Genomic DNA, 25,902 nt, shown 5'->3' with positions numbered 1-25,902 from the left:
GGGACCTCGTTTTTGGCTCGGAATTTGATGTAATAACATTAAATTAACGATACGAGGCGACACCGTTTGGGAAGCAGGTTATTCATCCCAGCTCTTTTTAATTTTATCGTGAAATAAGGGCAGTTAGGACGCTCCATTCAGCCATTTATCAAATTTTAATTTGTACGAATTGGAGCTGTTATTAATCTTTGTAAATTCAGCATTCCTATGTTAGTTGCCATGTCAGAAACGCTCACGACTAATGAATACACGGACGATCTTCGTTATGAAGTATTTAACCGCGAGTTCATGCCACACATTGACTCCATGTACAACTTCGCCTTCCGCCTCACCATGGACGAAGACGATGCAAACGACCTGGTTCAAGACACATATCTGAAGGCGTTCCGTTTTATATCTTCATTCGAACAGGGTACCAACGCAAAAGCCTGGCTTTTCAGGATCCTCAAAAACAGCTTCATCAACGACTACCGTAAAAAAAGTAAAGAACCTTCCAAAGTTGATTATCAGGAAGTTGAAACGACCTATAATTCCGAGGAAGCATCTGATACCACTTATACCGTAGACCTCCGTGCTGATGCTGTACAGGAACTGATCGGCGATGAAGTTGCGAACGCACTCAACGCCCTGCCTGTCGACTTCAGAACGGTCATCATTCTCTGCGACATCGAGGGTTTCACCTACGAAGAGATGGCCAAAATCCTGGACATTCCTATCGGAACGGTGAGGTCCAGATTGCACCGCGCACGTAACCTCCTGAAAGAAAAACTCAGAAGCTACGCGAGCTCAATGGGATATGATTCATAGGGTTGTGAAACTTTTTTTGCAACCTCTTCGGTTATAGGGTACAACTGTACAATATTCCATTATTCTTTTTTCATTTTAACTAATGAATGCATCTTCCACGACGCCTTCTGTAACAGAAGTTGCGCAAAAACAAATGAAGCATACCTGCGAGCACCATGCTGAGTGTATGAAAATTATTCAGGCAATCCTGGATGATGAGGCGAGCGAAGCAGAGAAGGACCACTTCCGCGAAAACATGGATAAATGCATCCCTTGTATCGAGGCGTATCGCCTGGAAAAGTGCATCAAGGATTCCCTCAACATGAAAATTGTCAAGAAACCTTGCCCGGATAGCATTCTTAATACGATTATTTCAAAAATTAACAGTTAATCTGTTCGAGTGAAAGGTAAGCTTATCATATTTTCTGCCCCTTCCGGATCCGGAAAGACCACCATCGTAAGGCATCTTTTAAATACATACACACAACAACTGGCATTTTCTGTTTCCGCATGTACGCGCCCGCGCCGCGACTATGAGATAGATGGCAAAGATTACTACTTCCTGACCTTACAGGACTTTCGTCAGAAAATAGCGGATCAGCAGTTTGCGGAATGGGAGGAAGTTTACGCCGGCAATTACTACGGCACACTTAAATCAGAAATACAGCGCCTTTGGGATGAAGGCAAGCACGTCCTCTTCGATGTGGATGTGAAGGGAGGGTTAAAACTGAAAGAAGCATATGGCGACGCCGCACTCGCCGTATTCGTGAAAGTTACCTCCGATGAAGAAATTAAGCGCCGCCTGTCGGGCCGCGGTACGGAAACGGAAGAAACTTTGGCCACACGCCTGGCCAAAGTGCGTTACGAACAGAGTTTCGAGCACGAATTCGACGTGGTGCTTGTCAATGATGAACTGGACGAAACGCTGGCCAAAGCGGAAGACCTCGTTCAGGCATTCATCCAATCCTAAATTTTATTCAACGCAATGAAGATCGGCCTGTTTTTCGGATCGTTCAATCCTATTCATGTCGGTCACCTGATCATCGCCAACACCATGGCCACGACGACAGACCTCGAACAGGTCTGGTTTATCGTGAGCCCGCAAAATCCATTCAAGAAAAATAATAGTCTCCTGCACGAATTCGACCGTTTCGACCTCGTGCAGCGCGCTATTTCGGACAATACGCTGCTTCGGGCGAACGATATCGAATTTCATATGCCCAAGCCAAGCTATACCATCGACACGCTCGTGCGCTTGCAGGAGAAATTTCCGCAGCACCAGTTCAAGCTGATCATGGGAGAAGACAACCTGGCGCAATTTCCGAATTGGAAGAACTACGAGAAGATCCTTGAATACACGGGCCTTTATGTTTACCCGCGGCCTCATTCAAAACCACACGCATTCGGTAACCATCCGGATGTGAAATTCGTGGAAGCGCCATTGCTGGACATTTCGGCTACTTTCCTCCGCGCCTGCATTCAAAAAGGCCAGTCGATCCGCTACATGGTGCCCGAACCCGTGGAGCAGCTGATTAAGATCAAGAAGTTTTATCAGTAATCAGAGCGGCCTGTCCTGGTAGGTAATTTCGGACAGCAATCCAACTGCATTGAACTTAAGTAACACCTTTCTCGCATCGGATTTGGCTTGCATATTCTCGCATTGCGGACCTTTTTCGAGAAAGTAAACATAGAATTTGGTATTCCGCTCGCCAAGCTGATGAATATCCGGCCGACCTAGTATTTCTCCGATCGTGTCGGCAAACTTTCCCTTCAATTCTTTTTCAACACTTTTAAAATCGCCTTCAAGACCTTTGCGAACGTCGTTGCACCCTCCGCGATCACCCCGCCATTTTTTAAGGTCCAGGTTGCCTAATTTATCGGGCGCACTCGAACAGCCGGCAATCACACCTATCAACGCTGTAAGAAGAATTTTTATAGATAATTTCATTGTCATGATTCGTTCATTCAAAACTGAGGCGAATCTAGCCATACAATGCGAGAATCTTGCAATGCATTCTCCCAAACAACATCTAACCATACCTGACTACAACTGACTATACCTGACTACATCTGACCATACCTAACTACATCTGACTATACCTGACTACAACTGACCATACCGCACTACTACTGACCATACCTGACTACTACAACTGACTATACCCATGAAGAAACAACTCCTGACCATTTTCGCCCTGATTTTCGTTTCACTGGCGGCATTAGCGCAAGACAATGCCCCACAACCCGTCGACGGTACCGATTGCTCGAACCTGTTTTTTCAGGCATTACTGGACGAGAACGCACCGGCCGTGGGTAACCTCATTGCCAATGATTTTACCGTAACCAATTACAATGGCCAGACGATCGATGGCCGTTCGTTACAGCAAGCTATCGGGCAAGGCTACATTATTGTCGACTCCGGCATGCTCACGGGCACACGCACGCGTACGTACGGGGACGTAGCGGTCGTGCAGGGCTTCTGGAATGTAAGCGCACGGATTCAGAACAACGGCTTCAATGGGAATGTCGCGTACACAAGCGTATGCGTTCGCTCGGGCGGGAAATGGAAGATTACGACCGTACAGCTGACGCCCGCCCAGTAATGTCAAGGCATAAAAAAAGAGAACCGGAACCAGTTCTCTTTTTCAATTATAGTCTAACATTACATTCTAAACATTCATCAGCGATTCGCGACGACGCATTTTTCCGGCCGGGATACCGAACATCATCTTGAAGCGGCGGCAGAAATAAGCGGTGTCTTTGTAACCCACATCGGAACCGATCGCGCGGATGCTTTTCTTCGAGGTGCGGAGCAGATCCACAGCTTTTTCCATGCGCTGGTATTCGATATAATCCTGCGGGTTGATACCGGTCAGCATTTTGAAATACTGGCCTACATAATCCTCTGAAACGTTCGCTACGTTCGCGAGTACCTTGTTCGACAGGTCGCCACCCAGGTTATCCTTGATGTAAGCGAAGATGTCGATCAGACGAGGATCTTTGAAATAGGTACTGTTGGTAACGAGCTGCTCTACGAACAGTTTGTTTTTCAAAATATAACGGATGATCTCGATCACCACCTCTTCGGTTTTGATCTTGATGATACGGCCTTTACCCGGCGTATCGAGCATATCTTCCGTCAGGATCTGGTTGATCGTCGCAGCGATCTGGTCGTCGCGTTTGATCAGGAACGGAGGCACGTCCAGGGACGTAAAGAAGTTTACGGTATCAAATACTTTCGCTTCGAAAGAGATCAAACCGAAAGAGTTTGGCAACTTTCCGATCAATGCCGGATCGTGGCCTGCTTCGATATAATTGTCACGGTTGGTCATGAACTCCTCGTTCGACACGGTTTTGGCGGATGCGCCGTTTCCGTATGTCACGGTAGCATGCTTACCTCCCGGAATGAAGAGCATATCCCCTTCCTCAACCCTCTGAGGCTCGTCGGATCCGAAAGAAACTTCACCGTCGTACAGAATGGTCAAAGAGTTCTGTACGTCATAAAAGTTTTTGATTGTGATGGGCTGTAAAATCCTGATATGACGGGCCTTCACAAATTTCACCCCCAACGACTCAATAATCTTATTATAGTCTTCCATACTTGATATATTTAAGGGCCGTTTTGACCGATTTTTCAAATTTTGTACAAATCTAATAAATTGTACAAAACTAATACAAGTATAGTTTCACAAAAATTTGAAAAAAAGTGATATTTTGATATTATTTTAATCCAACATTCAGAATAAAATCGACTTTTGGGAGAATTACTAATTATTTAAGAAGCTCCCGGGCGATTACGAGTTTTTGGATTTCGGAGGTACCTTCATAAATCTGTGTGATTTTCGCATCCCGCATGAGGCGCTCTACGTGGTATTCTTTCACATAACCGTAGCCCCCGTGCACCTGGACGGCTTCTGTTGTCACCCACATCGCCACTTCGGATGCATACAATTTTGCCATAGCCGCAGCCTGGATGTAGTCCTTGCCCTCGTCTTTCAACCGGGCGGCTTTGTAAACAAGTAACCGGGCGGCTTCAATCTTCGTCGCCATTTCCGACAATTTGAACTGGATCGCCTGGTGCTCGGCGATGGGTTTGCCGAATGTCTTCCGCTCCTTGGAATATTTTAAGGAAAGCTCAAATGCGCCCGCAGCGATTCCCAATGCCTGTGCTGCAATGCCGATACGGCCGCCATTCAGCACATTCATCGCGAACTTGAATCCAAAACCGTCCTCCCCGATCCGGTTCGCCGCCGGCACTTTCACGTCCGAAAACATCAAAGTATGTGTATCTGAGGCCCTTATACCCATTTTATCTTCCTTGCGACCGACAGAAAAGCCTTTCCAGCCTTTCTCGACAATGAAAGTATTAATCCCCTTGTGCTTCGCCTCCGGGTGTGTCTGCGCGATCACCAGGCAAACCGACGAAGTATTTCCGCTGGTGATCCAGTTTTTTGTGCCGTTCAATAAATAGTGGTCGGCGTTCAGGAATGCGGTCGTATGCTGCGAGGTCGCATCCGAACCGGCTTCCGGCTCCGACAGGCAGAATGCACCGATGATTTCGCCCGATGCAAGCCTCGTCAGATATTGCTGCTTTTGCGCCTCCGTACCATACTTTTCAAGGCCCCAGCATACCAGCGAATTGTTCACCGACATGATTACCCCCGCCGAGGCATCCACCTTCGAAATCTCCTCCAACGCGAGCACGTACGCGAGCGTATCCATGCCTCCGCCGCCGTACTCGGGTGCTACCATCATGCCTAAAAAGCCTAATTCGCTCATTTTGCGCAGTAATACCGGGTCGAAATGTTGGGCAGTATCGCGTTCGATCACACCGGGTAATAATTCGGTTTGAGCGAAATCGCGTGCAGCGGCCTGCACCGCCTGGTGCTCTTCACTGAGGTTGAAATCCATTCCGGTAAGTGGTTGGGAAGCTGACATAGAAGACGTTGATTTTTGAGGATGAAGATTTTCAAAAATAGGATTTACGAAAACAGTATGCAAGCATACAATTTCCTAACCGATTAAAACTTTGGGTTTTGCTGGCCGTTTTGAAGAAAAGTTGTCTTAAGTTTGCGCCCTGATCACGACAGATTACACATGCCCGTTCTTACCGTTTTTTACATTAAGCTGCTCATCAACCTTGCATTGACAATCGGAATCATCTGGACCATCAGCCGTTCGGATCTGTTTTCAAAATGGCAGCGAGAAAACGATAAACTGATCCTCACATTAGGCTTTGTGCTTTTCAGGCTCATTCCCTGGATCGGTATTTTCCTGATCATCAATGAGGAACCGCGGGGAGATATTCCTTTCTTTTTTTACAAGGCAGAAGGCGCCAAAGCGGGTGGTTTCGTGTATCGCGATTTCTGGTCGTACCACGCACCGCTTTACGCGTACATTATCAGCATTCCGGTCTGGATATGGCACAATGCGCGGGCGATCGTGCTTTTTATGGTGCTGATGGAAACCGCCATTCTCTGGCTTACTTACGATACTTACAAAAGTAAAACCCCGAAAGCACTACAACTGGCCGCGATTTATTACATGCTGCCTGCTGCATTCATGTACATCCTCGTCGATGGGCAGGAAGAAGTGTGGTTCTGGGGAGCGGCGCTGCTGATCTGGCGTTATACCATTAAAAACAGAAGCAACTACGAGGTCGGTATCGGACTTTTGTACGCGATGACCTTGCTGACGATCAAGGTTACATTCATATTCCTGCTGCCGGCATTGCTGGTCATGGTGAAAAAACCCATTAAAATGCTGCTGGTGATGGCGGCGATCGGTTTACCCGCTGTGGGCTTCCTTTACTGGCAGATCGGCGACCTGTTCCTGATGCCAATCCGGCATACCGAACAGCTCATGACGCCCAACCTATTCTCGGTGCTCCGGCCATTTGTAGAAATCGTTTTCCATGTCGATGAAAAGAAATCAACGCTGATCAACTGGTTTGGACTCTTGTTTACAGTATTTATTCCCGTGTACATGGCATTTAAAGCACGGCACAGGCACATCAGCGAAGTATTGCCGGGCCTTTTCATTGCCTGCTTCGTGTGTATGATGCTCTTCCAGGCCAGCGCGATGGGCGCATATGTGATCGCCTATCTGATGGCCGTTGTATTTGAAATCATTGATATTCGTAAAACCGCCCACGTGGTTGTATTGCTGGCATTGAACTGGCTTACAGTAGTGCAGCCGTTTGTGTGGGTGTATATCAAACAGCCCGCGTACACATCGCTGAGCCGGTTTGCCAACACGTCCTATCTTTTCGAGTACGTATTGCAGATCCTGAATGTGCTCTGCTTCCTGTGGATTCTCCGCCAAACATATCGCAAGGTGGTTCATTCACAAACTCTGGCTGCGGCATGAATATAGTCCTCGCCAAAACCGCCATCAGCGTAGCCGCATTACTGGTTACTGCCGCATTACTATTCAAAAAGGACGCTCTGACCGATTGGCTGGAAACAAAGTCCGCAAACATGGTCATGGCTGTGGCCTGGATACTCCTGCGACTGCTGCCATTCATTGCCGTATACCTCATCGCGAATATGGAGCCGACCTCGGACGTGAACGGCTTCTGGGACGAGGGGAGCAAGGCTTCTTTAGGCCAGGTCGTGTACCGCGATTTCTGGTCGCCCTACTCGCCACTTTACGCCTATTTCCTTGGCATTTGGCTCAAACTTTGGTATAATCCAAAAATGATCGTCATCACGATGGCAGCGATGGACGGCATTGCATTGCTTGTTTCCTACCATTTTTTCAGGCCATTCCAATCGCGCGGTACATTCCTGTTCCGGGCGCTCATTTACCTGCTCTTGCCCGGTTCTCTCGTGCTATGTGTGATAGGTGCGCAGGAGGATGTGTGGATGTGGCTGTTCGTGACGCTCGCCTACCTCGTGCGTGAGCGCACTTTGCGCGTGGAATGGTACGCGATCATTCTCGCCATCGGCTTGCTGATGACCAAAGCTATTTTCGTGCTCATCATGGTGCCGTTGTTTTTGCTGGAAAAACAAAAGATCCGCTTCGTCATCCCCATTGCCATTATCGGCATTATCTCGCTGGCGATTCTGTACCCGCTCGTCGGGCTGGAATTCATGCAGCCGCTCGATGAGGCCAAGACTTTACGTGCTCCGAATATTCAGTCCATACTCAATCCATGGTTTTATAACTCCATCGGTGTAGGTGAAAAGTTCTGGAACTGGATCGGGTTGGTGGCTTCGGTTGGGTTAGCTTGCATTTCTGCCTGGCGTCTTCGCCATGCCGATTTCCGCGTAATGCTTTCCAAAGTGTGGGTGGTTCTGTACGCTACGATGATGATCGTACAGCAGAGCGCTTACAGCAATTATATCTTCCTTTTCCTGCTCCCGCTGGTATTCTATGTAATTGACTGGAAGAACAAAACACAAATTACGATACTTTTCGTATTCAACTTGCTTTGCGTCGTGCATCCGTCCTATTGGTGGCGGCTCGGCATGCCCTGTTATATGACGCCCTCCGACACGGCCGCGTCTTCCGAACTGCTCATCGACTATTCGATGCAAACCGCCATTGTGGTCCTGACGGGGTATTTCATCTGGTTGGCATTTCCGAAAAAGGAGGAAGTTCCTGCCAGTCAGCATTAACAGGAAGACCTCTGTTTCTTCGCGGTACCCATTTTCCGAACCGCAAGTTTAACTTTCTTTAACGCTCCGCATTCGGTACCGGTTTTTACATTTGGAAAAACCCAAAACCGCCCGAATGCAGCCCGTTGACCGGCATACCCTACACGAACTACAACTCCTGCCGGAAAACAGCCGGACGGCCAGTATTTTCGCCTTCTACAACCGTACTGAAACGCTAGGCGGCGGTGATTATCTCAAAAGCATTATCACCCGGCCCAAGGAAACGCCCGAGGACATTATTCGCTTTCAGGACCTGTTAAAAGCCATTGCCATGCGTCCGACGGCCTGGCAGGTACACATTGCCAAAGCATACGCCGCCGCAGCCGAAAGCTACTATGCATTGAGCGTGGCGCATTCGATGTCGCAGGATGCGATCAAGCATTGGTTTGACACCTGGCTGTATTCGGTCAGAAACAAGGGGGAATATTACCGCATTCAAAGTGGCGTACTCGCAACGCTGCGGCTGGTTAGGGCGGTTCAATCCACTTTGGATCATCTGGCGGAGGCCGCTATCCCGGATGAAATTTCCGACGACATTGCCGGGCTCAGGAAGTTCATCTTCTCCCCCATTCTGGCTATGTTTTTGAGGAAAAACGATGAAGGACTATCCGACAGCGCTATCTTTTACCTCGACTATCATCTGCGGATCAGCCACAGAAAACAGTTCCGGCAAATGCTCGACACGCTGTACAAGCTGGACGCCTGCCTGGCCATTGTCAAAACCGCAAAGCGCTATCAGCTTGCATTTCCGGTTTTTGATTTACATTCCAATGATTTCAATGCCGAAGCTGCCTGGCACCCGCTTGTCACCGGCGCAGTCGCCAACGATCTGAGCCTGGCGCATAACAACCCCGTCTGCATTCTCACCGGCGCGAATACCAGCGGCAAGACCACTTTCCTCAAAACCTGCGGCATTATTGTCTATCTCGCACATTTGGGTTGGCCGGTGCCCGCCAAATCACTGCACTTATCATTTATCGACCGGCTTTTTACCTCCATACACCTCTCCGACGACCTCGATCAGGGTTTCAGCCATTTTTACAGTGAAATGATGCGTATCAAACAGATTTCTGAAGCGTTGAGCCGGAGTGAAAAATGCTTTGTGATCGTGGATGAATTATTCCGCGGTACCAACCAGGAGGATGCTTTACATTGTTCCAAAACGGTACTCGACGGCTTTTCGAGCTTCAAGGGCTCCTATTTTCTCGTTTCTACGCACCTCCATGAGCTGATCGCACATTATGCCGGCCATTCCAAGCTGAGCTTCCGATGCTTCCGCACGCGCATTACCGATAATCAATTTCAAAATACATTTAAAATAGAAGAAGGCGCCGCATTTGAGAAAGTGGGAAGGCTCATTATGGATCAAACCGGCGTGACGGCATTGCTCCAAAACGCGAAAAGGCCCTCACCGCAATGAGAGCCTTTCACCTATTTGCATTCAAATATTCTATTCAATCACATCAAAACCGCAGAATGGCACCAGCACGGCCGGTACTTTCACCGTTCCGTCGGGTAGCTGGTTATTTTCCAGCAATGCCGCCAGGATGCGCGGCAACGCTAATGCGGAACCATTCAACGTGTGAAGCAGCTGCGTTTTTTTGTCGGCATTCTTGTAACGCAGTTTCAAGCGGTTGGCCTGGTAGGTCTCAAAGTTAGAAACAGAACTGCATTCCAGCCAGCGCTGCTGCCCGGCCGACCATACTTCGAAATCGTAGGTCAATGCGGAAGTGAAGCCCATATCGCCACCGCACAAGCGCAGAATACGATAAGGCAATTCCAGTTTTTCGAGCAACATTTTCACGTGCTCCACCATTTCGTCGAGGGCTTTGTAAGATTCTTCCGGTTTGTTGATCTGCACGATCTCTACCTTATCAAACTGGTGCAAACGGTTCAGCCCGCGTACGTGTGCGCCCCAGCTACCCGCCTCCCTGCGGAAACACGGCGTGAATGCGACGTTTTTCACCGGCAATTCACTTTCGGCAACGATCACGTCGCGGTACAGATTGGTGACCGGTACCTCGGAAGTCGGAATCAGGTAGAGGTCATCGACAGTAGCGTGGTACATCTGACCTTCCTTGTCGGGCAGCTGTCCGGTAGCGAAACCTGAATCCGCATTCACGACGATTGGCGGCTGTACCTCGGTATAACCCGCTTTGCCCGCTTCATTGAGGAAAAAGGCGATCATCGCACGCTGCAAACGAGCAGCTTTACCTTTGTACACCGGAAAGCCTGCGCCGGTAATTTTGTTGCCCAGTTCAAAATCAATGATCGGGGCCAGGTTACCACCCAGTTTTTTAATCAAATCCCAATGCGGCAATGCGCCATCGTGCAAAGCAGGCTTGGTACCGCTTTCCAGTACAGTCACATTATCATCGGCCGTACGGCCTTCCGGGACGCTTTCGTGCGGGAGGTTAGGCAGCTTTACCAGTTCTTGCAACAGGGCTTCCTCAAATGCCTTATGCTCCTCTTCCAGTGCCTTGGAACGGTCTTTCAATGCAGCGGTATCGGCTTTGGCGGTTTCGGCCTCGGCTTTCTGACCAGCTTTCATCAACGCACCGATTTCCTTGGCCTTGTTGTTGGAAGCAGCCAGCACGTCATCCAAATCCTGTTGGATCTGGCGACGCTTTCCATCCAGTTCAATAATGCGGTCTACCGCCTGTTCGGCATCCTTGAAATGCTTTTTAGTCAGTCCCGCGATGGTTAGCTCGCGGTTTTCGCGGATAAAATTCGTTTGTAACATTGGCTGTCGGCTGTCGGCTTTCGGCGATCAGCTTTTTAGTATTTGAATACTTTGAGATCAGGGAGCAGTGAAAATATCCTTCATCGCGTCTTCATAAAAGAACAGACGTTCGTTGAGGACGTTCAATGCTTCCGCTTTGTATTTTGAGTGGATCAACAGGGAAAGATTGTGCTCCGACGCTCCGTACGAAATCATTCGTATTGGAATATTTTTCATCGCGTCAAGCACTTTCAGGGCGATACCTTCTTTGTCGGCGCTGAAATTCCCAACGATACAAATGATGTTCTGATCGCGGTCATGCTCCTCCAAATCAGCGAATTCGCGCAATTCGGCGCTGATCTGTTCCAGGTTTTCGGAGTTATCGATCGTTACCGACACCGATACTTCGGAAGTTGTGATCATATCCACCGGTGTTTTATATTTTTCGAAGATCTCAAACACCCTGCGCAGGAAGCCGTAAGCATTCAGCATACGGGTCGAGTGAATGTAAATCGCCGTGATATTGTCTTTCGCCGCAATGGCTTTGATATCGCGGTCGGAAGTCTGGGTTGCGATGAGCGTGCCAGGTGCTTCGGGCTGCATCGTGTTTTTCAAACGAACCGGTACACCGCGCAATTTGGCAGGGGTAATGGTGCTCGGATGCAAAATTTTCGCCCCGAAGTACGCCAGTTCAGCCGCCTCTTCGAACGTCAGCTCGCGGATCGGGAAGGTACGCTTCACAATGCGCGGGTCGTTGTTATGCATGCCGTCGATGTCGGTCCAGATCTGGATCTCGTCCGCGCGAATCGCACCGCCGATCAACGAAGCAGTGTAGTCCGAACCACCTCTTTTCAGGTTATCCACTTCTTCGCGCGGGTTGCGGCAAATGAAGCCTTGGGTTACGATCGTCTGCTTGTCGGTATATTGGTTCAAAATCGTCACCAATTTCTCCTCGATCGTCGCCAGTTCAGGCTCGCCGTCGGCGTCGATGCGCATGAAATCCAATGCAGGCAGCAATACGGAGCTCTCCCCTTTTTCTTCGAGGTAAGCCTGGAACATCTTGGTACTCAATATTTCACCTTCCGCAACGAGTTCTTTCTCCTGCTTGATGGTGAGCGGTTTCACGCTTACCACGGATTTGATAAATCCAAACTCCGAATCCACGATCTGCTGACCAGCCGCGAGGCCTTCCGGCGTTGAATACAACTCTTTAATAAACAGGTCGTAGTGATTTTTCAGCTCTTCAATCAGTGCAGCTGCCTTGGCATCGTCATACGATTTGGCCGCTTCTCCGATAGCGATCAGCGCATTGGTAGAACCGGACAATGCCGACAATACCACAATTTTACGATTAGGATCATTGTTGAGGAGTTCGCGGATTGAGTGCATACGCTCAGGCTTCCCTACCGAAGTGCCGCCAAATTTCCAGACTTGCATAACTAGTTTTGAATGATTGAATTTTGAATGATTGAATGGGTAATGACCGAATGATTGAATGATTGAATGATTGAATGATTGAATATTTTTTAAGCAATAAATTAAGTCGTGAATTCTGCCGCTAAACAGTAACACGTCCTATTCAATCATTCAGTCATTCAATCATTCAAAATTAAACTTTTGAGCCCGATCATCTTGATCGCCGTAATAGCCGCCTCGTCGCCCTTGTTACCGTGCACCCCGCCCGCACGCTCCAGTGCCTGCTCCATATTATTCGGGGTCAGTACGCCGAAGATTACTGGTTTGTCGTATTTGAGGCTCACATTGGTAACGCCTTGTGCCACCGCGTGGTTGATGTAATCGTTGTGTTTGGTTTCGCCCTGGATCACGACGCCCAATGCGATCACCGCGTCGATATCGGCGCGTTGGGCGAACCATTGCGAACCCATCGTGAGCTCAAAGCTTCCCGGCACATTACCTCTGACGACATTCGCCGGCACCGCCCCGTAGGTAACGAGGGTTTGATACGCGCCTTCGAACAGTTTCTCGGTTACCTCGCTGTTCCATTCGGCCACCACGATCGCAAATTTTTTGTTACTAATATCCGGAAGTCCTTCCGTTGTAAACACGCTTAGATTCTTATCTGCACTTGACATTGATTTTCAAGGGGTTTTATGAAAACAGCTATATATTTAAGATTTCGGATTAAATGAATAAAAAAAGGATAAAACCGTGGCCGGCTTTATCCTTTTTCAGAAACAGAATGGGTTAACCATTATTTGCCGACCTGTCCCTCTAATAATCCCATATATTTCTTCGCGTTCACTACTTCCGAGGAAAGTGGGAACTCGTCAACAACACGTTTATACGTAGCAACCGCATCGGCAGGCTGGTTAGCCTTCTCCTGAGCGAGAGCGAGTTTCATCAGATAAACAGGTGTAAAATACTCGTTCTTCTCATAATCAGCAGCTTTTTGATAGTATGAGATGGCTTCGGCAGCCTGATTTTTTTCGAGATAAGCGTCACCGATCAATGACTGCGCACGTGCGTGGATCAACAGATCGGAAGAGCTGAATGATTGAAGACGGCTGATAGCCTCATCGTATTTGCCTTGTTTCAGCAAAGCCACACCAGCGTAGAAGCTTGCGAGGTTGCTAGCGTCGGTTCCTTTATAATTGTCCGCGATAGACAAAAGGCCTTCGTTACCACCGGCTCCGTTCAATGCTTTTTGCAATGAATCCGCTTCAAAATCGTAAACGACACTGGCAAGGGCATTTTGCGCTGTTCCTTCCTGCGTACCAATGTAAGCGCGATAACCAGCGAACGCTGCAATAGCAACTACAATCGCTCCTCCGATACCCAAAACAACCTTACGGTTTTTTAAGAAAAAAACCTCAGCTTTATTGATCTGACCCGCTAATGCCTCCGGAGATTCGATGATTTCAATCCCGGGTTCTCCCGGATTTTTCTTGCTCATATCAATTAATTCGATTTTGGAGTGCAAAGTTATGAAAAACTTATTAAGTCAAAACAAGTTAGGACACAATTCTTTGTGTTATCTATTTCCGGCACACCATTAATGAACGAATGGCTTGCGGTGACAAATGCACCCGGGCTCATTTGATTTGTGCCCCAGCCCATTACCCTCGCCCGGAAACAAAAACTGCGCGGCAACCAGGGTCGCCGCGCAGCATTTCGTATACTATATAATATTAGTACAATGGATATTGTTTCATCCATTCGTTAACTTCTGTTTTCACAGCGGCGATTTTCGCGTCGTTGTCGTTGTTGACCAGAACGGTGTCAACCAGGTCAACGATACGCTCCATATCTGCCTCCACCAATCCGCGGGTGGTCATCGCAGCCGTTCCTACGCGCATACCTGAGGTTACCATCGGCGATTTGTCGTCGAACGGCACCATGTTTTTGTTGATAGTGATATCCGCTTTGATCAATGTATTTTCGGCCAATTTACCAGTCAGGCCTGATTCCACGCCATTTTTAGTGCGCAGGTCGATTAGCATCAGGTGGTTGTCGGTACCGCCTGAGATGATACGGTAACCTTTGTCAACGAATGCTTTGGCCATTGCCTGGGCATTTTTCGCAACCTGAGTTGCGTAGTTGTAATATCCTTCGCTCAGCGCTTCACCGAATGCAACGGCTTTGGCAGCGATAATATGCTCCAACGGCCCGCCTTGTGTACCCGGGAATACACCCGAATCCAGAAGCGACGACATGGTGCGCAGCTGACCTTTCGGGGTTTTGATACCGAATGGGTTTTCGAAATCGTTGCGCATCATGATCACACCGCCGCGTGGGCCGCGCAATGTTTTGTGCGTGGTAGTAGTAACGATGTGGCAGTGATCGAACGGATCTTTCAAAAGTCCTTTCGCGATCAAACCGGCCGGGTGGGAAATATCGGCCATCAGCAAGGCACCGATTTTGTCGGCTACGGCGCGAAGACGCTCGTAATCCCAGTCGCGGCTATATGCCGATGCACCGCAGATCAAAAGCTTCGGACGCTCTTTCAAAGCAGTTTCCTCTACTTTATCCCAGTCGATCAGACCAGTTTCCGCTTCTACACCATAAAATACAGGCTGGAAATACTTACCCGAAATGTTCACTGGCGAACCGTGGGTAAGGTGGCCTCCGTGTGCGAGATTGAAGCCCATGATTTTGTCGCCGGGGTTCAAACAGGCAAGGAAAACAGCCGTATTGGCTTGTGCTCCCGAATGGGGTTGTACGTTAGCCCAGGTAGCACCGAAAAGTTCTTTCAAACGGTCGATCGCGATCTGCTCGATTTCATCAACGATTTCGCAACCGCCATAGTAGCGTTTGCCCGGAAGACCTTCTGCATATTTGTTGGTCAACACACTGCCTGACGCCTCCATCACCTGGCGTGATGTGAAGTTTTCAGAAGCGATCAGTTCGATACCAGACTCCTGGCGATGTTTTTCTCTGTTGATCAGATCAAAAATGGTGGTGTCACGTTCAACGCTGGTGAGTGTAGACATGGGATTTGTCAGAAAAAATGGTGTGATACTCGTGGAATAAGCCGCAAAAATACAAGCAATTATTTTGGAATAAAATACTAACACTTACTTTATATTTAAAGTGCGAACCGCCCGAGAAGCCGAACGGGGCCAAATAGTCCGTAGTGATGCGGCAAGCGTAATTTTAAGTGTAAGTTATTTCTTAAATTATTTTAAGAATAATTGTTTTCCGTTGTACTTTTGTGGTCAAATCGTTCGTGCGTGATCGAACACATGAGTAACTTGCAGTTTAATCCGAAGTCTATTCACGAAACTCTTACATAATTTAACATTTAGTTATGAGCCAACAAACGGTAAGTCCACAAACAATCCTGATGCAAGCTTCCAGCAATGGAAAAGGCACTACCGGCACCATAGGTCAGCCCATCACCTATGAAAAAATCCCGACGCAGATTTTTGCCGATTCCAAAGAAGCGTCCTATGCAGTTGCAAAAGAGATCTCGGACCTCATCCGTCAGAAACAAAAGGAAGGTAAACCTTGTGTTTTAGGACTTGCAACCGGTTCTTCGCCGAAGACCGTTTACGCGATCCTCGTGCGCATGCACCGTGAAGAAGGTTTGAGCTTCAAGAATGTGATTTCTTTCAATCTGGACGAGTACTACCAAATGGAGCCGGATTCCATTTACAGCTACCACCGGTTCATGAAAGAGCAGCTGTTCGATCATGTCGACATTCCAAAAGAAAACTATTTCCTGCCGGACGGAACGGTACCCGCTGCTTTGCTGCGTGACTACTGCATGTCTTACGAGAATAAAATCAATGCGGTAGGCGGACTGGATTTCCAGTTGCTGGGTATCGGGGGTAACGGCCACATCGGTTTCAACGAACCGGGTTCATTGATCAACTCTCATACACGCCTCATTACACTCGACCACTCTACGCGCGCCGCTGCGAGCATGGAGTTCGGTGGACTGCATAATGTACCGCGTAAAGCGATCACATTGGGTGTTGCACCTATTTTGAATGCACGCCGCGTGGTATTGCTGGCTTGGGGTGAAAGAAAGGCTTCTGTGATCAAGAGCGCTGTGGAAGGCCCGGTGACCGAGCTTAACCCTGCTTCTTACCTGCAAGCACACACCGATGTGACTTTCGTCGTGGACGAGAGCGCAGCTTCCGAGCTGACCCGCATTAAAACACCTTGGGCGGTTGATTCAGTGGTCTGGGATAATAAAATGATCAAGAAAGCGGTAACCCATTTGTCGCAAACCTTGAAAAAACCAATCCTGAAACTGACCGACAAAGATTACAACGACAATGGTATGAGCGACTTGCTGGCACAATATGGTGCTTGCTACGAGATCAATATCAATGTTTTCAACCAGTTGCAACATACCATTACCGGCTGGCCGGGTGGTAAGCCTAATGCGGACGATACGCACCGCCCGGAACGCGCTCAGCCTGCGAAAAAACGCGTGCTGATTTTCAGCCCGCACCCGGACGACGATATTATTTCAATGGGTGGTACTTTCCAACGCCTCGTTGACCAGGGCCACGAAGTACACGTTGCATACCAGACTTCCGGAAACATCGCGGTAGCCGATGATGAAGCATTGCGTTTCATCGATTTCGTAGTCGACTTCAACAATGGATTCGATATCGACAGCCCGGATGCGAACAAACTGTTCCTGGATGCGAAAGAATTTTTGAGACACACCAAAAACAGCGAGATCGACAGCCCCGAGGTTCGTAAAGTAAAAGGGCTGATCCGCCGTGGTGAGGCTAAGGCTACCTGTCGTTTCGTAGGTATTCCTACCAGCCAGGCGCACTTCCTCGACATGCCTTTCTACGAAACGGGTACTGTTCAGAAAAAGCCTATCGGTGAAGAAGATATCAAGATCATCGAAAACCTGATCGAAGAGATCAAGCCGCATCAGATTTATGCAGCCGGCGACTTTGCCGATCCGCACGGAACGCACAAAGTGTGCTGGGACGCGATCGAGGCCGCATTGCAGCGTTCGAAACATAAGAATTTCATGAAAGACTGCTGGGTATGGTTGTACCGTGGCGCATGGGCTGAGTGGGATATTTATGAAATCGAAATGGCTGTGCCGATGAGCCCCGACCAGGTGCTGAAAAAACGCCAGGGAATCTTCAAGCACCAGTCGCAGAAAGACGGTGTGGTATTTCAGGGCGAAGACTCCCGCGAGTTCTGGCAACGTGCCGAAGAGCGCAACCGCGGAACCGCGCAGCTCTACGATTCACTCGGCCTTGCCGAATACGAAGCGATGGAAGCATTCGTACGCTGGAAGTTCTAAGCAATAACTGTAAATGAAAAGAGCCCGGAAAAATTCCGGGCTCTTTTCATTTTATATCTACCTGATACGCTGATCAATCAATCGGCATTCAAGCGCTACAACTCCATATCGACCCACATCCTGTGCGCCATTTTTTCAACCATATTCATGACGCCTTGTACGGCACCGAAAATGATACAAAGAGGCAGAATGACCGGGAGGAAGATCAGCCATTGCAATGCCATGGTAAAGTTAAATCTCTTGATAATTGGCGTTTTCATAACAGGATCAGGTGCTAAATAACATCGGTTTAGTATCCCAAGTTATACAATTAATTAATACTCAACAACTTTTTACGGTACTAACGCTCCCGTTTTCTGTAAAATTTGAATTATTAATGTAATTATTTCAATCGGGATTCTTGATAAAGCAAAATCACCCGATTTGTTACCCGCCGATATTCACCGGGCAGTAAAAAAAATTTTTGTTTATTTGTTATAGTAAAGTTAACTGCCACTTCCGACATGCCTTCATCCGACATCATTCAACTATTACCCGATTCCATAGCCAACCAGATTGCCGCGGGAGAAGTCGTTCAGCGACCGGCTTCGGTGGTAAAGGAGCTAATGGAAAATGCGATTGATGCGAAGGCTACCCAGGTGCAGGTGATACTCCGCGAAGCCGGCCGGACGCTCATTCAGGTCATCGACAATGGCACCGGAATGTCGGAAACAGATGCACGCATGTGTTTCGAAAGACATGCTACTTCGAAAATCCGGCAATCGGAAGATCTGTTCAGGATCAAGACGATGGGTTTCCGCGGTGAGGCACTGGCGTCGATCGCGGCGGTGGCTCAGGTGGAAATGCGGACGCGCCAGGAATCGGACGAACTCGGCACATTGATTCGAATCGACGGCTCGGAAATCAAAACGCAGGAGGCAGTGGCTTGCCCGAAAGGGACCAACTTTTCGATTCGCAATCTGTTTTTCAATGTACCGGCCCGCCGGAACTTTCTGAAATCGAACTCCGTGGAAATGCGGCATGTACTCGACGAATTCCAGCGGGTCGCATTGGCACATCCTGAAGTGGGCTTCACGCTCCATCACAACGATACGGAGGTATTCAACCTTCAACCGGTGAAGCTGGTGAGAAGGATCATCGATATTTACGGCAAAAGTTACCGCGAGCAGCTGGCTTATTGCCAGGAGGACACCTCGTACATCAATGTGCGGGGCTACATCGGCAAGCCCGAATTTGCCCGTAAAACGCGTGGGGAGCAGTTCTTTTTTGTGAACGACCGCTTCATCAAGCATAATTACATGCACCACGCGGTAATCAGCGCTTTCGACGGTACCATTCCCGAGGGGAGCCATCCGTTTTATGTTTTGTTTATTGAAATCGACCCGTCACATATCGATATCAATATTCACCCGACTAAAACGGAGATCAAATTCGACGACGAACGTTCGGTGTACGCGATCATCATGGCGGCCGTGAAGAAGGCGGTAGGTGTCTACAACCTCTCGCAGTCCATCGATTTCGAAGAAAATATCAATTTTCTCAATCCTAGCCCCAGCGAACCCAATAACAACCTGATCCCGCGCACGGTGATGCCCGACTGGGCTGCGCAGCCGCGCAAGAGCGAGAGCAATGCTTCCAAATCAAACCTGACCAACTGGAGTAAGCTTTTCGAGGGTTTGCAAAATACTGAAGACCGGCACCGCGAGCTGGCCGCATTCGAAATGGGTACCACCACGCCTTCCAGGCCAGTGTACCAGGAACAGGCCAAAACCGTGGCAAGCAAAGTGAACAGGATGGCGTCCGAGGTAGTTGCCGCGCCGGAAGCCGATGCGCTGTTATTTCAGCTCCATAACCGCTACATTTTATCGCAGGTAAAGGATGGGATCATGCTCATCGACCAGAAGGCCGCTTACGAACGCATTCTCTACGAACGGTATCGTAAGATGCTCATTAACCGCAATGGTGCGTGCCAGCAGCTGCTTTTTCCCAAAACTATCCGGCTTACGCATTCGGATATGCAGCTTGTACACGAGACGAAAAAGGAGATCAGGAGCCTGGGATTTGAATTTGATGAGTTTGGATCGAACGAACTGATCATTCGCGGTATTCCGGCCGATTTACCGGAGGAAAGCGAACAGGATTTGTTCGAAGAACTGATCGAGCAACTTAAACAGAGTTATTCCGACCTTAAACTGAATAAGCCGGAAAGCCTTTCAAGGTCTTTGGCTAAGCGTTTTTCAGTGCGTTATGCCGTGAAGCTCTCGCACATGGAAATACACACATTGATGAACCAGCTATTTTCATCGTCGGATCCGAACAGAACGCCCGGCGGTGAGCCCATTATCGTTCTCTTGACAATGGATAAGCTGGCAAACATATTCCGGAATTGAGAAACAAAAACCGGGAGTACGCAGTTTATTTAAGATAAATATTTGACTTTGAACTAAATATGTTAGCCATAACCCCCACGGTAAGGAATCTACTCATCCTGAATATTCTATTTTATTTTATAGATTCTTCTATTCTCAACCTTAGCGGCCTGTTTGCGCTCAGGCCGGTCGTGTCTCCGAATTTCCATATTTTCCAGTTTGTTTCTTACATGTTCCTGCATGGCACCATCGGCCACATTTTCAGTAACATGTTTGGTCTGATTATGTTCGGGCCATTGCTGGAAAGGATCTGGGGAGCGAAAAGATTTTTGATATTCTACTTCGTAACGGGAATCGGTGCCGGGCTTCTGTTCTCAGGAATCGGCCTGTATGAAAACTGGCATTTGGCACAGGCTGTTGACTTATATACCCAAAATCCTACACCTGACGGCTTCGCCGACTTCCTGAGCAAGCATGCCGAAGCATATTATGAGGCCAGACTCCAATTTGTGAATGATTTTGAAGTTAATCCGACGAATTCCATGTATATTCAACAGAGTATTAGGGATGTACGGGACGTTTACGAGGCTACGATCAACATACCGATGGTTGGCGCTTCGGGAGCAATTTTCGGAATCCTGATGGCGTTTGGTTTGTTGTTTCCGAATACGGAGCTTTTTCTCCTGTTCGTACCGTTCCCTATAAAAGCAAAGTATTTCGTTGCTTTTTATGGGCTTTTTGAATTGTATTCGGGAATACAAAATGCTCAGTCCGATAATGTTGCCCACTTCGCACACATTGGAGGAATGCTATTTGCATATATATTGTTGCGTTACTGGGGTACGCAAAAGTCAAATTTCTATTAGAAGAAGAAGATGAGCAATATTGTTGACGACGTTAAAAGGGAATTCGCGAAATCCGAGAATGCGCTTGTAAAGATTATTCTGATAAACACGGCAGTATTTCTCGTTCTGCTGCTCATGAAGATTGTGCTAACCCTCTCTCAATCTTCGAACGTATACGCACTGGTAATCAATATGTTGCAACTTCCGGCCGCAACGGATGAATTTATATACAAGCCCTGGACGCTGGTCACGTACTTCTTCACACACGATGATATTTTTCATATTCTCTTTAACATGCTCTTTCTCTACTGGTTCGGGAAACTGGTGGATGAATACCTGGGCGCAAAGAGAGTCGTGGCGCTGTATATGCTGGGCGGCATCGCCGGCGGATTGATTTATATTGTGTTATATAACCTGCTACCTTATTTTCAGGCGCACATCGAAGGTTCCAGAATGCTTGGCGCTTCGGCAGCGGCATTTTCCGTGGCGGTAGGAGCGTCTACGCTGTTACCAAATTATACTTTCAACCTGATCTTTCTCGGCCCCGTCCGGATCAAGTTTATCGCATTGTTTTACATCATTTTGTCCCTCGCACAGACGGTCGGACCGAATGCAGGCGGTAACCTGGCGCATTTGGGTGGCGCATTGACGGGTTATATATTCATCAAACTGCTGCAAAACGGGACAGATTTGGGCAAGCCTGTTTACGGGCTATTGTCGATATGGTCACGTATTTTCCGGAAACGTCCATCCATGCAGGTAACCTATCGCGAACGGCAGGTGTACCGCAGTACGAGTGTATATTCGTCATCATCATCCGGCACCATCGAAATGCCCGATCAGATGGAGATTGATTCGATCCTGGACAAGATCTCGAAATCGGGTTATGAAAGCCTGACGCGCGAGGAGAAGCAGAAGTTGTTCAAGGCAAGCCAGCAAAAATAATAGTCATACTTAATGCGTATTTGCTTAATTTTGTGACTATTTAATAAAGCGGACAGCTAGTAAATTTGATTCAACAGCCCTACGGTATGCTTATAACGCCAGGAAAATTATTAGCAACAATTAATTCTCCCGAAGATCTCCGAAAACTGGACAGTTCTCAGCTTCCGCAGGTTTGCAACGAGTTAAGGCAATTTATCATCGATAATGTGTCGGTTTACGGCGGGCACTTCGGCGCCAGCCTGGGGGTTGTGGAGTTGAGCGTGGCACTGCATTACGTATTCAATACGCCCGACGACCAACTCGTTTGGGACGTGGGCCACCAGGCTTACGGACATAAGATACTCACCGGCCGTCGTGATGAATTTCATTCTAACCGGGTCTATGGCGGACTATCCGGTTTTCCCAAGAGAAAAGAAAGCATTTATGATGCATTTGGAGTAGGCCACTCGTCGACATCCATTTCTTCTGCGCTGGGAATGGCAGTAGCATCTGCATTGGAGAAGAATTTCGAACGCCAGCACATTGCCATCATCGGCGACGGTGCCATGACTGCCGGTTTGGCCTTCGAGGGCATGAACCACGCAGGCGCTACGGATTCCAACCTGCTGATTATCCTCAATGACAACTGTATGGCCATCGACCCGAACGTCGGTGCGCTGAAAGAATACCTGACCGACATTACCACTTCGCAGACTTACAACAAGTTCAAAGACGAGGTATGGAATCTGCTCGGTAAAATGAGCAACTTCGGCAAAAGCGCTCAGGAAATTGTCTCCAAGGTCGAGACTGCGATGAAAACAGCAATCCTGCGCCAGAGCAATCTGTTCGAGTCGCTGGGATTACGCTATTTTGGCCCTATTGATGGAAATGACATCAGCCATCTGACCGAAGTACTCAAAGATCTTAAAAACATTCCCGGCCCTAAGCTTTTGCATTGCCTTACCGTAAAAGGAAAAGGCTACGGCCCAGCGGAAAAAGACCAGACGAAATGGCACGCTCCCGGCGTCTTCGACAAGATCACGGGCGAGATTCAGAAAAAGGTTTACAATACGCCGCAGGCGCCTAAATACCAGGATGTATTCGGCCATACCATTGTGGAGCTGGCGAAGCAAAATCCTAAAATCGTTGGTATCACTCCTGCAATGCCTTCCGGTTCTTCTTTGAACATCATGATGGAAGCCATTCCTGACAGGGCATTCGATGTAGGGATTGCAGAACAACATGCCGTCACGTTCTCCGCCGGTATGGCAACACGTGGCGATGTGGTATACTGCAATATTTACTCCACATTCATGCAGCGCGCGTACGACCAGGTCGTGCACGATGTATGTATACAGGAGCTACCGGTGGTCTTCTGTTTGGACAGGGCGGGACTGGTAGGAGCGGACGGTCCTACGCACCACGGCGTGTATGACATCGCTTTTATGCGTTGTATCCCCAATATGGTGGTGGCGTCGCCCATGAACGAGCAGGAACTGCGCAATATGATGTACACCGCGCAGCTCGAATCATTTCAATCCGGTAAAAATGCATTTACGATCCGCTACCCAAGAGGCAACGGAGTAATGCCGGATTGGAAAACACCATTCGAAGAAATACGGATTGGCAAGGGAAGGAAAATCAAAGAAGGCTCCGACCTCGCAATACTTTCATTTGGACCACTAGGCAACTTTGCGTTGAAGGCATGTGATGAGCTGGAAACGCAAGGCATTCACGCCGGTCTTTTCGATATGCGTTTTGCAAAGCCATTGGACGAGGCTATGCTGCACGAAATCTTCTCGTCCTATGACAGAGTCATGACATTGGAAGATGGCTGCTTACAAGGCGGATTTGGCAGTGCTGTGCTGGAATTCATGATTGACAATGGGTATACCAGTCAGGTAAAACGCCTTGGAATACCTGACGCAATCGTTGAGCACGGTGAGCCTGCTGAATTGTATCAGGAATGCGGCATAGATACTGCGGGTATCATTGCCGCTTCGATCGAATTCGTGCACCGTCAGTCTAAAGTCGCTTCTGTTTTGCACTAGCAATAAGAAATTTTTTTACTGAAAAGCCGGTCGGGAGATCAGTCATGGTCGGAAGATTTTTCTTCCGACTTTTTCTGTTTTTAGGGGTGATTTTTTATTGATTAATTAGTTGGTTTTTAGGTTTTTATGTTGATTTTGCGAGATAGATTGATTATCTTCAGTAGTTGATAATCAGTTAGATATGCCAGTTTTTAAGGATCACAAGATTAACATAAATCATCTTTTAGGTTTCATTCCCGAAGCCCTTATCGCCCATCTCTCAGCCGCCACCAAAGTCGATCATTACACCAAAGTCCTGCATGGTAAAAAGATGTTTTATCTGTTAATGTATGGCATTTTAGAGAATGACAGACTTAGCCAGCGAACGCTGGAAGACAGCTTCAATGACCCGGTTTTCAAGGTGCTCTTTAATCTGGATGAAGGCGAAACCGTACGCAGGAGTTCTATTTCGGATAGGCTCTCGAAAATGGAGCCCGATTATTTCAGACAACTATATGAATGTATTTACGATCAGTTCTCAGAGTTGTATTCTTCTGCTGAGAAGGAAAAATATAACTTGATCCGTGTTGACAGTTCAATGGTCAGTGAAACGGTAGGCAAACTATTGGAAGGGATTGATAATAAAAGTGGTAAGAAGGCAGTAAAGTATAGCATTGCCTTCGATGGTATGCTTCCATGTCATTCTGATGTCTTCACCGCCGCCGGTTATGCCAGTGAAGACATAGCCTTGCCAGAAGCAATTATGGGGCATGTCAAAAAGGACGATGGACATCGCAACATTTATGTAATGGACAGAGGGTTGCAATCTACCCGCGCAATGAAGGCCTTCAATGATCAAAAGGTAACCTTTATTGCACGAGCCAAGGAGAACCGCAAGTTCGTGGAACTCGAATCGTTTATAGGTGCAAACCAGGATTTGGATTTAGGGGAATCTACCCTTGTCAAGGATTGTAAAATTCAATTGTACACAGGCTTGACTATCCACAACAAACGGGGTAACAAGCATAGCAGGGAAGTACTATCTGAGGGCCATTTCCGCCTGGTGATAGTTGAAAGCAAAGCCGGGACAGGCAAGACATTCTGGTTTCTGACCAATGACTTTGAGTGTAGTGCAAAAGAAATCGCTCATGCATATAGGCGACGTTGGGATATAGAAATATTCTTCCGCTTCCTAAAAACAGGAATTGAATGTAAGCCACTTGGTTTCCTTAAACAAGAACCGCATACAGCTCATGCTATACATGACTTTAATCACGGCCATGATGATTCTGATGTACAAAAAGGCCAACAGCATAGGCTACAAAACCGCGAAACGAAGATTCTCAATGGAGGTAAGGGACCTGGCTATTGCCATGATCGTGGTCCATTGCGGCGGAAATCCAGACCTGTTTTTCAAGACATAAAAAATGGCCGGAATTTCTTCCGACCATGACTGGTCGGGAGATCGGCTTTTTTCTTTTCAGGAATTTTGGAGGCTTAATCAAAACTTCGATTTAAGAAGTGCCATTTTCCGAATTGACTTCTGATATCTCCGGATCACCAATATGTGCTCAAAACAAATAAAAAGGGTATTTCTGGATATATCAGTGCCCACCGACTTCAAACAGCCAGCACTAATGTTTAAGAATTCGGCTCTATCTGATCACTTTTAAAATTTCTGGCACTTTCAAGAAGTGATGATTCCACTAGATCGGCATACCAAAGTTAATACAGCCCCTGTAAACGCAAAAAAGCATCTCCTAATGAGATGCTTTTGCTTTTAATAATTGTGGCGGCTACCTACTTTACCAGGTTTGAAC

23 protein-coding genes are annotated in these 25,902 nt (G+C 47.9%); 14 read left to right on the top strand and 9 right to left on the bottom strand.

All coding sequences use genetic code 11. From position 1 onward, the window contains the following. Window positions 1–207 precede the first annotated feature (207 nt). The 4 genes from J7619_RS23300 (at window position 208) to nadD (ending at window position 2,344) form a co-directional block, all read left to right on the top strand. A complete protein-coding gene (locus J7619_RS23300) occupies window positions 208–807 on the top strand; it encodes a sigma-70 family RNA polymerase sigma factor (RefSeq protein WP_015813277.1) in 600 nt (199 codons plus the stop codon). 82 nt (window positions 808–889) lie between these two features. Beyond that, window positions 890–1,177, top strand: coding sequence for a phosphohydrolase (locus J7619_RS23295; RefSeq protein ID WP_106599622.1), 288 nt, complete (start codon window positions 890–892; stop codon window positions 1,175–1,177). Window positions 1,178–1,186: 9 nt separating this feature from the next. Further along, window positions 1,187–1,756, top strand: coding sequence for a guanylate kinase (gmk, locus tag J7619_RS23290; protein WP_291204382.1), 570 nt, complete (start codon window positions 1,187–1,189; stop codon window positions 1,754–1,756). A 15-nt stretch (window positions 1,757–1,771) separates the two neighbouring features. Beyond that, the gene (nadD, locus tag J7619_RS23285; RefSeq protein ID WP_291204379.1) at window positions 1,772–2,344 is read left to right on the top strand and encodes a nicotinate (nicotinamide) nucleotide adenylyltransferase; all 573 of its coding nucleotides are present in this window, start codon (window positions 1,772–1,774) and stop codon (window positions 2,342–2,344) included. Here nadD and J7619_RS23280 read toward each other — a convergent pair whose 3' ends face one another. Further along, window positions 2,345–2,734 (bottom strand): hypothetical protein, encoded by a 390-nt coding sequence (locus J7619_RS23280; protein ID WP_291204376.1) that lies wholly within the window; start codon window positions 2,732–2,734, stop codon window positions 2,345–2,347. It lies immediately after the preceding gene. A 217-nt stretch (window positions 2,735–2,951) separates the two neighbouring features. Here J7619_RS23280 and J7619_RS23275 point away from each other — a divergent pair, with 217 nt between their 5' ends. After that, a complete protein-coding gene (locus J7619_RS23275; protein WP_291204372.1) occupies window positions 2,952–3,389 on the top strand; it encodes a nuclear transport factor 2 family protein in 438 nt (145 codons plus the stop codon). 66 nt (window positions 3,390–3,455) lie between these two features. Here J7619_RS23275 and J7619_RS23270 read toward each other — a convergent pair whose 3' ends face one another. Further along, complete coding sequence (locus J7619_RS23270) at window positions 3,456–4,385, bottom strand: AraC family transcriptional regulator (protein ID WP_090376150.1); 930 nt, start codon at window positions 4,383–4,385, stop codon at window positions 3,456–3,458. A 172-nt stretch (window positions 4,386–4,557) separates the two neighbouring features. Continuing rightward, window positions 4,558–5,697, bottom strand: coding sequence for an acyl-CoA dehydrogenase (locus J7619_RS23265; RefSeq protein ID WP_291205392.1), 1,140 nt, complete (start codon window positions 5,695–5,697; stop codon window positions 4,558–4,560). 186 nt (window positions 5,698–5,883) lie between these two features. Between J7619_RS23265 and J7619_RS23260 the strand changes: the two genes are divergently transcribed. From J7619_RS23260 to J7619_RS23250, 3 genes are all read left to right on the top strand, one after another. After that, on the top strand, window positions 5,884–7,155 hold the full coding sequence (locus tag J7619_RS23260) for a hypothetical protein (RefSeq protein ID WP_291204367.1): 1,272 nt from the start codon (window positions 5,884–5,886) through the stop codon (window positions 7,153–7,155). Continuing rightward, window positions 7,152–8,408 (top strand): hypothetical protein, encoded by a 1,257-nt coding sequence (locus tag J7619_RS23255; protein ID WP_291204364.1) that lies wholly within the window; start codon window positions 7,152–7,154, stop codon window positions 8,406–8,408. Before J7619_RS23260 ends, J7619_RS23255 begins: the two co-directional genes overlap by 4 nt. A gap of 115 nt (window positions 8,409–8,523) precedes the next feature. Next, window positions 8,524–9,867 carry a MutS-related protein gene (locus J7619_RS23250; protein ID WP_291204361.1) on the top strand — a complete coding sequence of 448 codons (1,344 nt, stop codon included), beginning with the start codon at window positions 8,524–8,526 and terminating at the stop codon, window positions 9,865–9,867. A 30-nt stretch (window positions 9,868–9,897) separates the two neighbouring features. Here the strand turns inward: J7619_RS23250 and serS are convergent, their stop codons facing one another. From serS to glyA, 5 genes are all read right to left on the bottom strand, one after another. After that, window positions 9,898–11,190 carry a serine--tRNA ligase gene (gene serS / locus J7619_RS23245; RefSeq protein WP_291204358.1) on the bottom strand — a complete coding sequence of 431 codons (1,293 nt, stop codon included), beginning with the start codon at window positions 11,188–11,190 and terminating at the stop codon, window positions 9,898–9,900. A gap of 57 nt (window positions 11,191–11,247) precedes the next feature. Further along, window positions 11,248–12,606, bottom strand: coding sequence for an aspartate kinase (locus J7619_RS23240; RefSeq protein ID WP_291204355.1), 1,359 nt, complete (start codon window positions 12,604–12,606; stop codon window positions 11,248–11,250). 158 nt (window positions 12,607–12,764) lie between these two features. Then, on the bottom strand, window positions 12,765–13,262 hold the full coding sequence (gene ribH / locus J7619_RS23235) for a 6,7-dimethyl-8-ribityllumazine synthase (RefSeq protein ID WP_291204352.1): 498 nt from the start codon (window positions 13,260–13,262) through the stop codon (window positions 12,765–12,767). Window positions 13,263–13,381: 119 nt separating this feature from the next. Next, window positions 13,382–14,083 (bottom strand): tol-pal system YbgF family protein, encoded by a 702-nt coding sequence (locus J7619_RS23230; RefSeq protein ID WP_291204349.1) that lies wholly within the window; start codon window positions 14,081–14,083, stop codon window positions 13,382–13,384. Window positions 14,084–14,318: 235 nt separating this feature from the next. Continuing rightward, a complete protein-coding gene (gene glyA, locus J7619_RS23225) occupies window positions 14,319–15,620 on the bottom strand; it encodes a serine hydroxymethyltransferase (protein WP_291204346.1) in 1,302 nt (433 codons plus the stop codon). A gap of 353 nt (window positions 15,621–15,973) precedes the next feature. Between glyA and nagB the strand changes: the two genes are divergently transcribed. Next, a complete protein-coding gene (gene nagB / locus J7619_RS23220; RefSeq protein ID WP_291205389.1) occupies window positions 15,974–17,914 on the top strand; it encodes a glucosamine-6-phosphate deaminase in 1,941 nt (646 codons plus the stop codon). A gap of 95 nt (window positions 17,915–18,009) precedes the next feature. Here nagB and J7619_RS23215 read toward each other — a convergent pair whose 3' ends face one another. Continuing rightward, window positions 18,010–18,174 (bottom strand): hypothetical protein, encoded by a 165-nt coding sequence (locus J7619_RS23215; RefSeq protein ID WP_176885078.1) that lies wholly within the window; start codon window positions 18,172–18,174, stop codon window positions 18,010–18,012. A 243-nt stretch (window positions 18,175–18,417) separates the two neighbouring features. Here J7619_RS23215 and mutL point away from each other — a divergent pair, with 243 nt between their 5' ends. From mutL to J7619_RS23190, 5 genes are all read left to right on the top strand, one after another. After that, window positions 18,418–20,304 carry a DNA mismatch repair endonuclease MutL gene (gene mutL / locus J7619_RS23210; protein ID WP_291204338.1) on the top strand — a complete coding sequence of 629 codons (1,887 nt, stop codon included), beginning with the start codon at window positions 18,418–18,420 and terminating at the stop codon, window positions 20,302–20,304. 59 nt (window positions 20,305–20,363) lie between these two features. Continuing rightward, window positions 20,364–21,149, top strand: coding sequence for a rhomboid family intramembrane serine protease (locus J7619_RS23205; protein ID WP_291204335.1), 786 nt, complete (start codon window positions 20,364–20,366; stop codon window positions 21,147–21,149). 9 nt (window positions 21,150–21,158) lie between these two features. Next, window positions 21,159–22,073, top strand: a complete 915-nt coding sequence (locus J7619_RS23200) for a rhomboid family intramembrane serine protease (protein WP_291204332.1) — start codon at window positions 21,159–21,161, stop codon at window positions 22,071–22,073. An 86-nt stretch (window positions 22,074–22,159) separates the two neighbouring features. Further along, window positions 22,160–24,103: a 1-deoxy-D-xylulose-5-phosphate synthase gene (gene dxs / locus J7619_RS23195; RefSeq protein WP_291204329.1), complete on the top strand. Its 1,944-nt coding sequence runs from the start codon at window positions 22,160–22,162 to the stop codon at window positions 24,101–24,103. A 181-nt stretch (window positions 24,104–24,284) separates the two neighbouring features. Then, window positions 24,285–25,535: an IS4 family transposase gene (locus J7619_RS23190; protein ID WP_291204326.1), complete on the top strand. Its 1,251-nt coding sequence runs from the start codon at window positions 24,285–24,287 to the stop codon at window positions 25,533–25,535. Window positions 25,536–25,902: the final 367 nt, after the last annotated feature.

This window comes from Dyadobacter sp. (assembly GCF_017744695.1).
GTDB lineage: Bacteria > Bacteroidota > Bacteroidia > Cytophagales > Spirosomataceae > Dyadobacter.
Note: the sequence above shows the minus strand (reverse complement) of the source record. Positions and strands in the feature narration are given on the sequence as shown.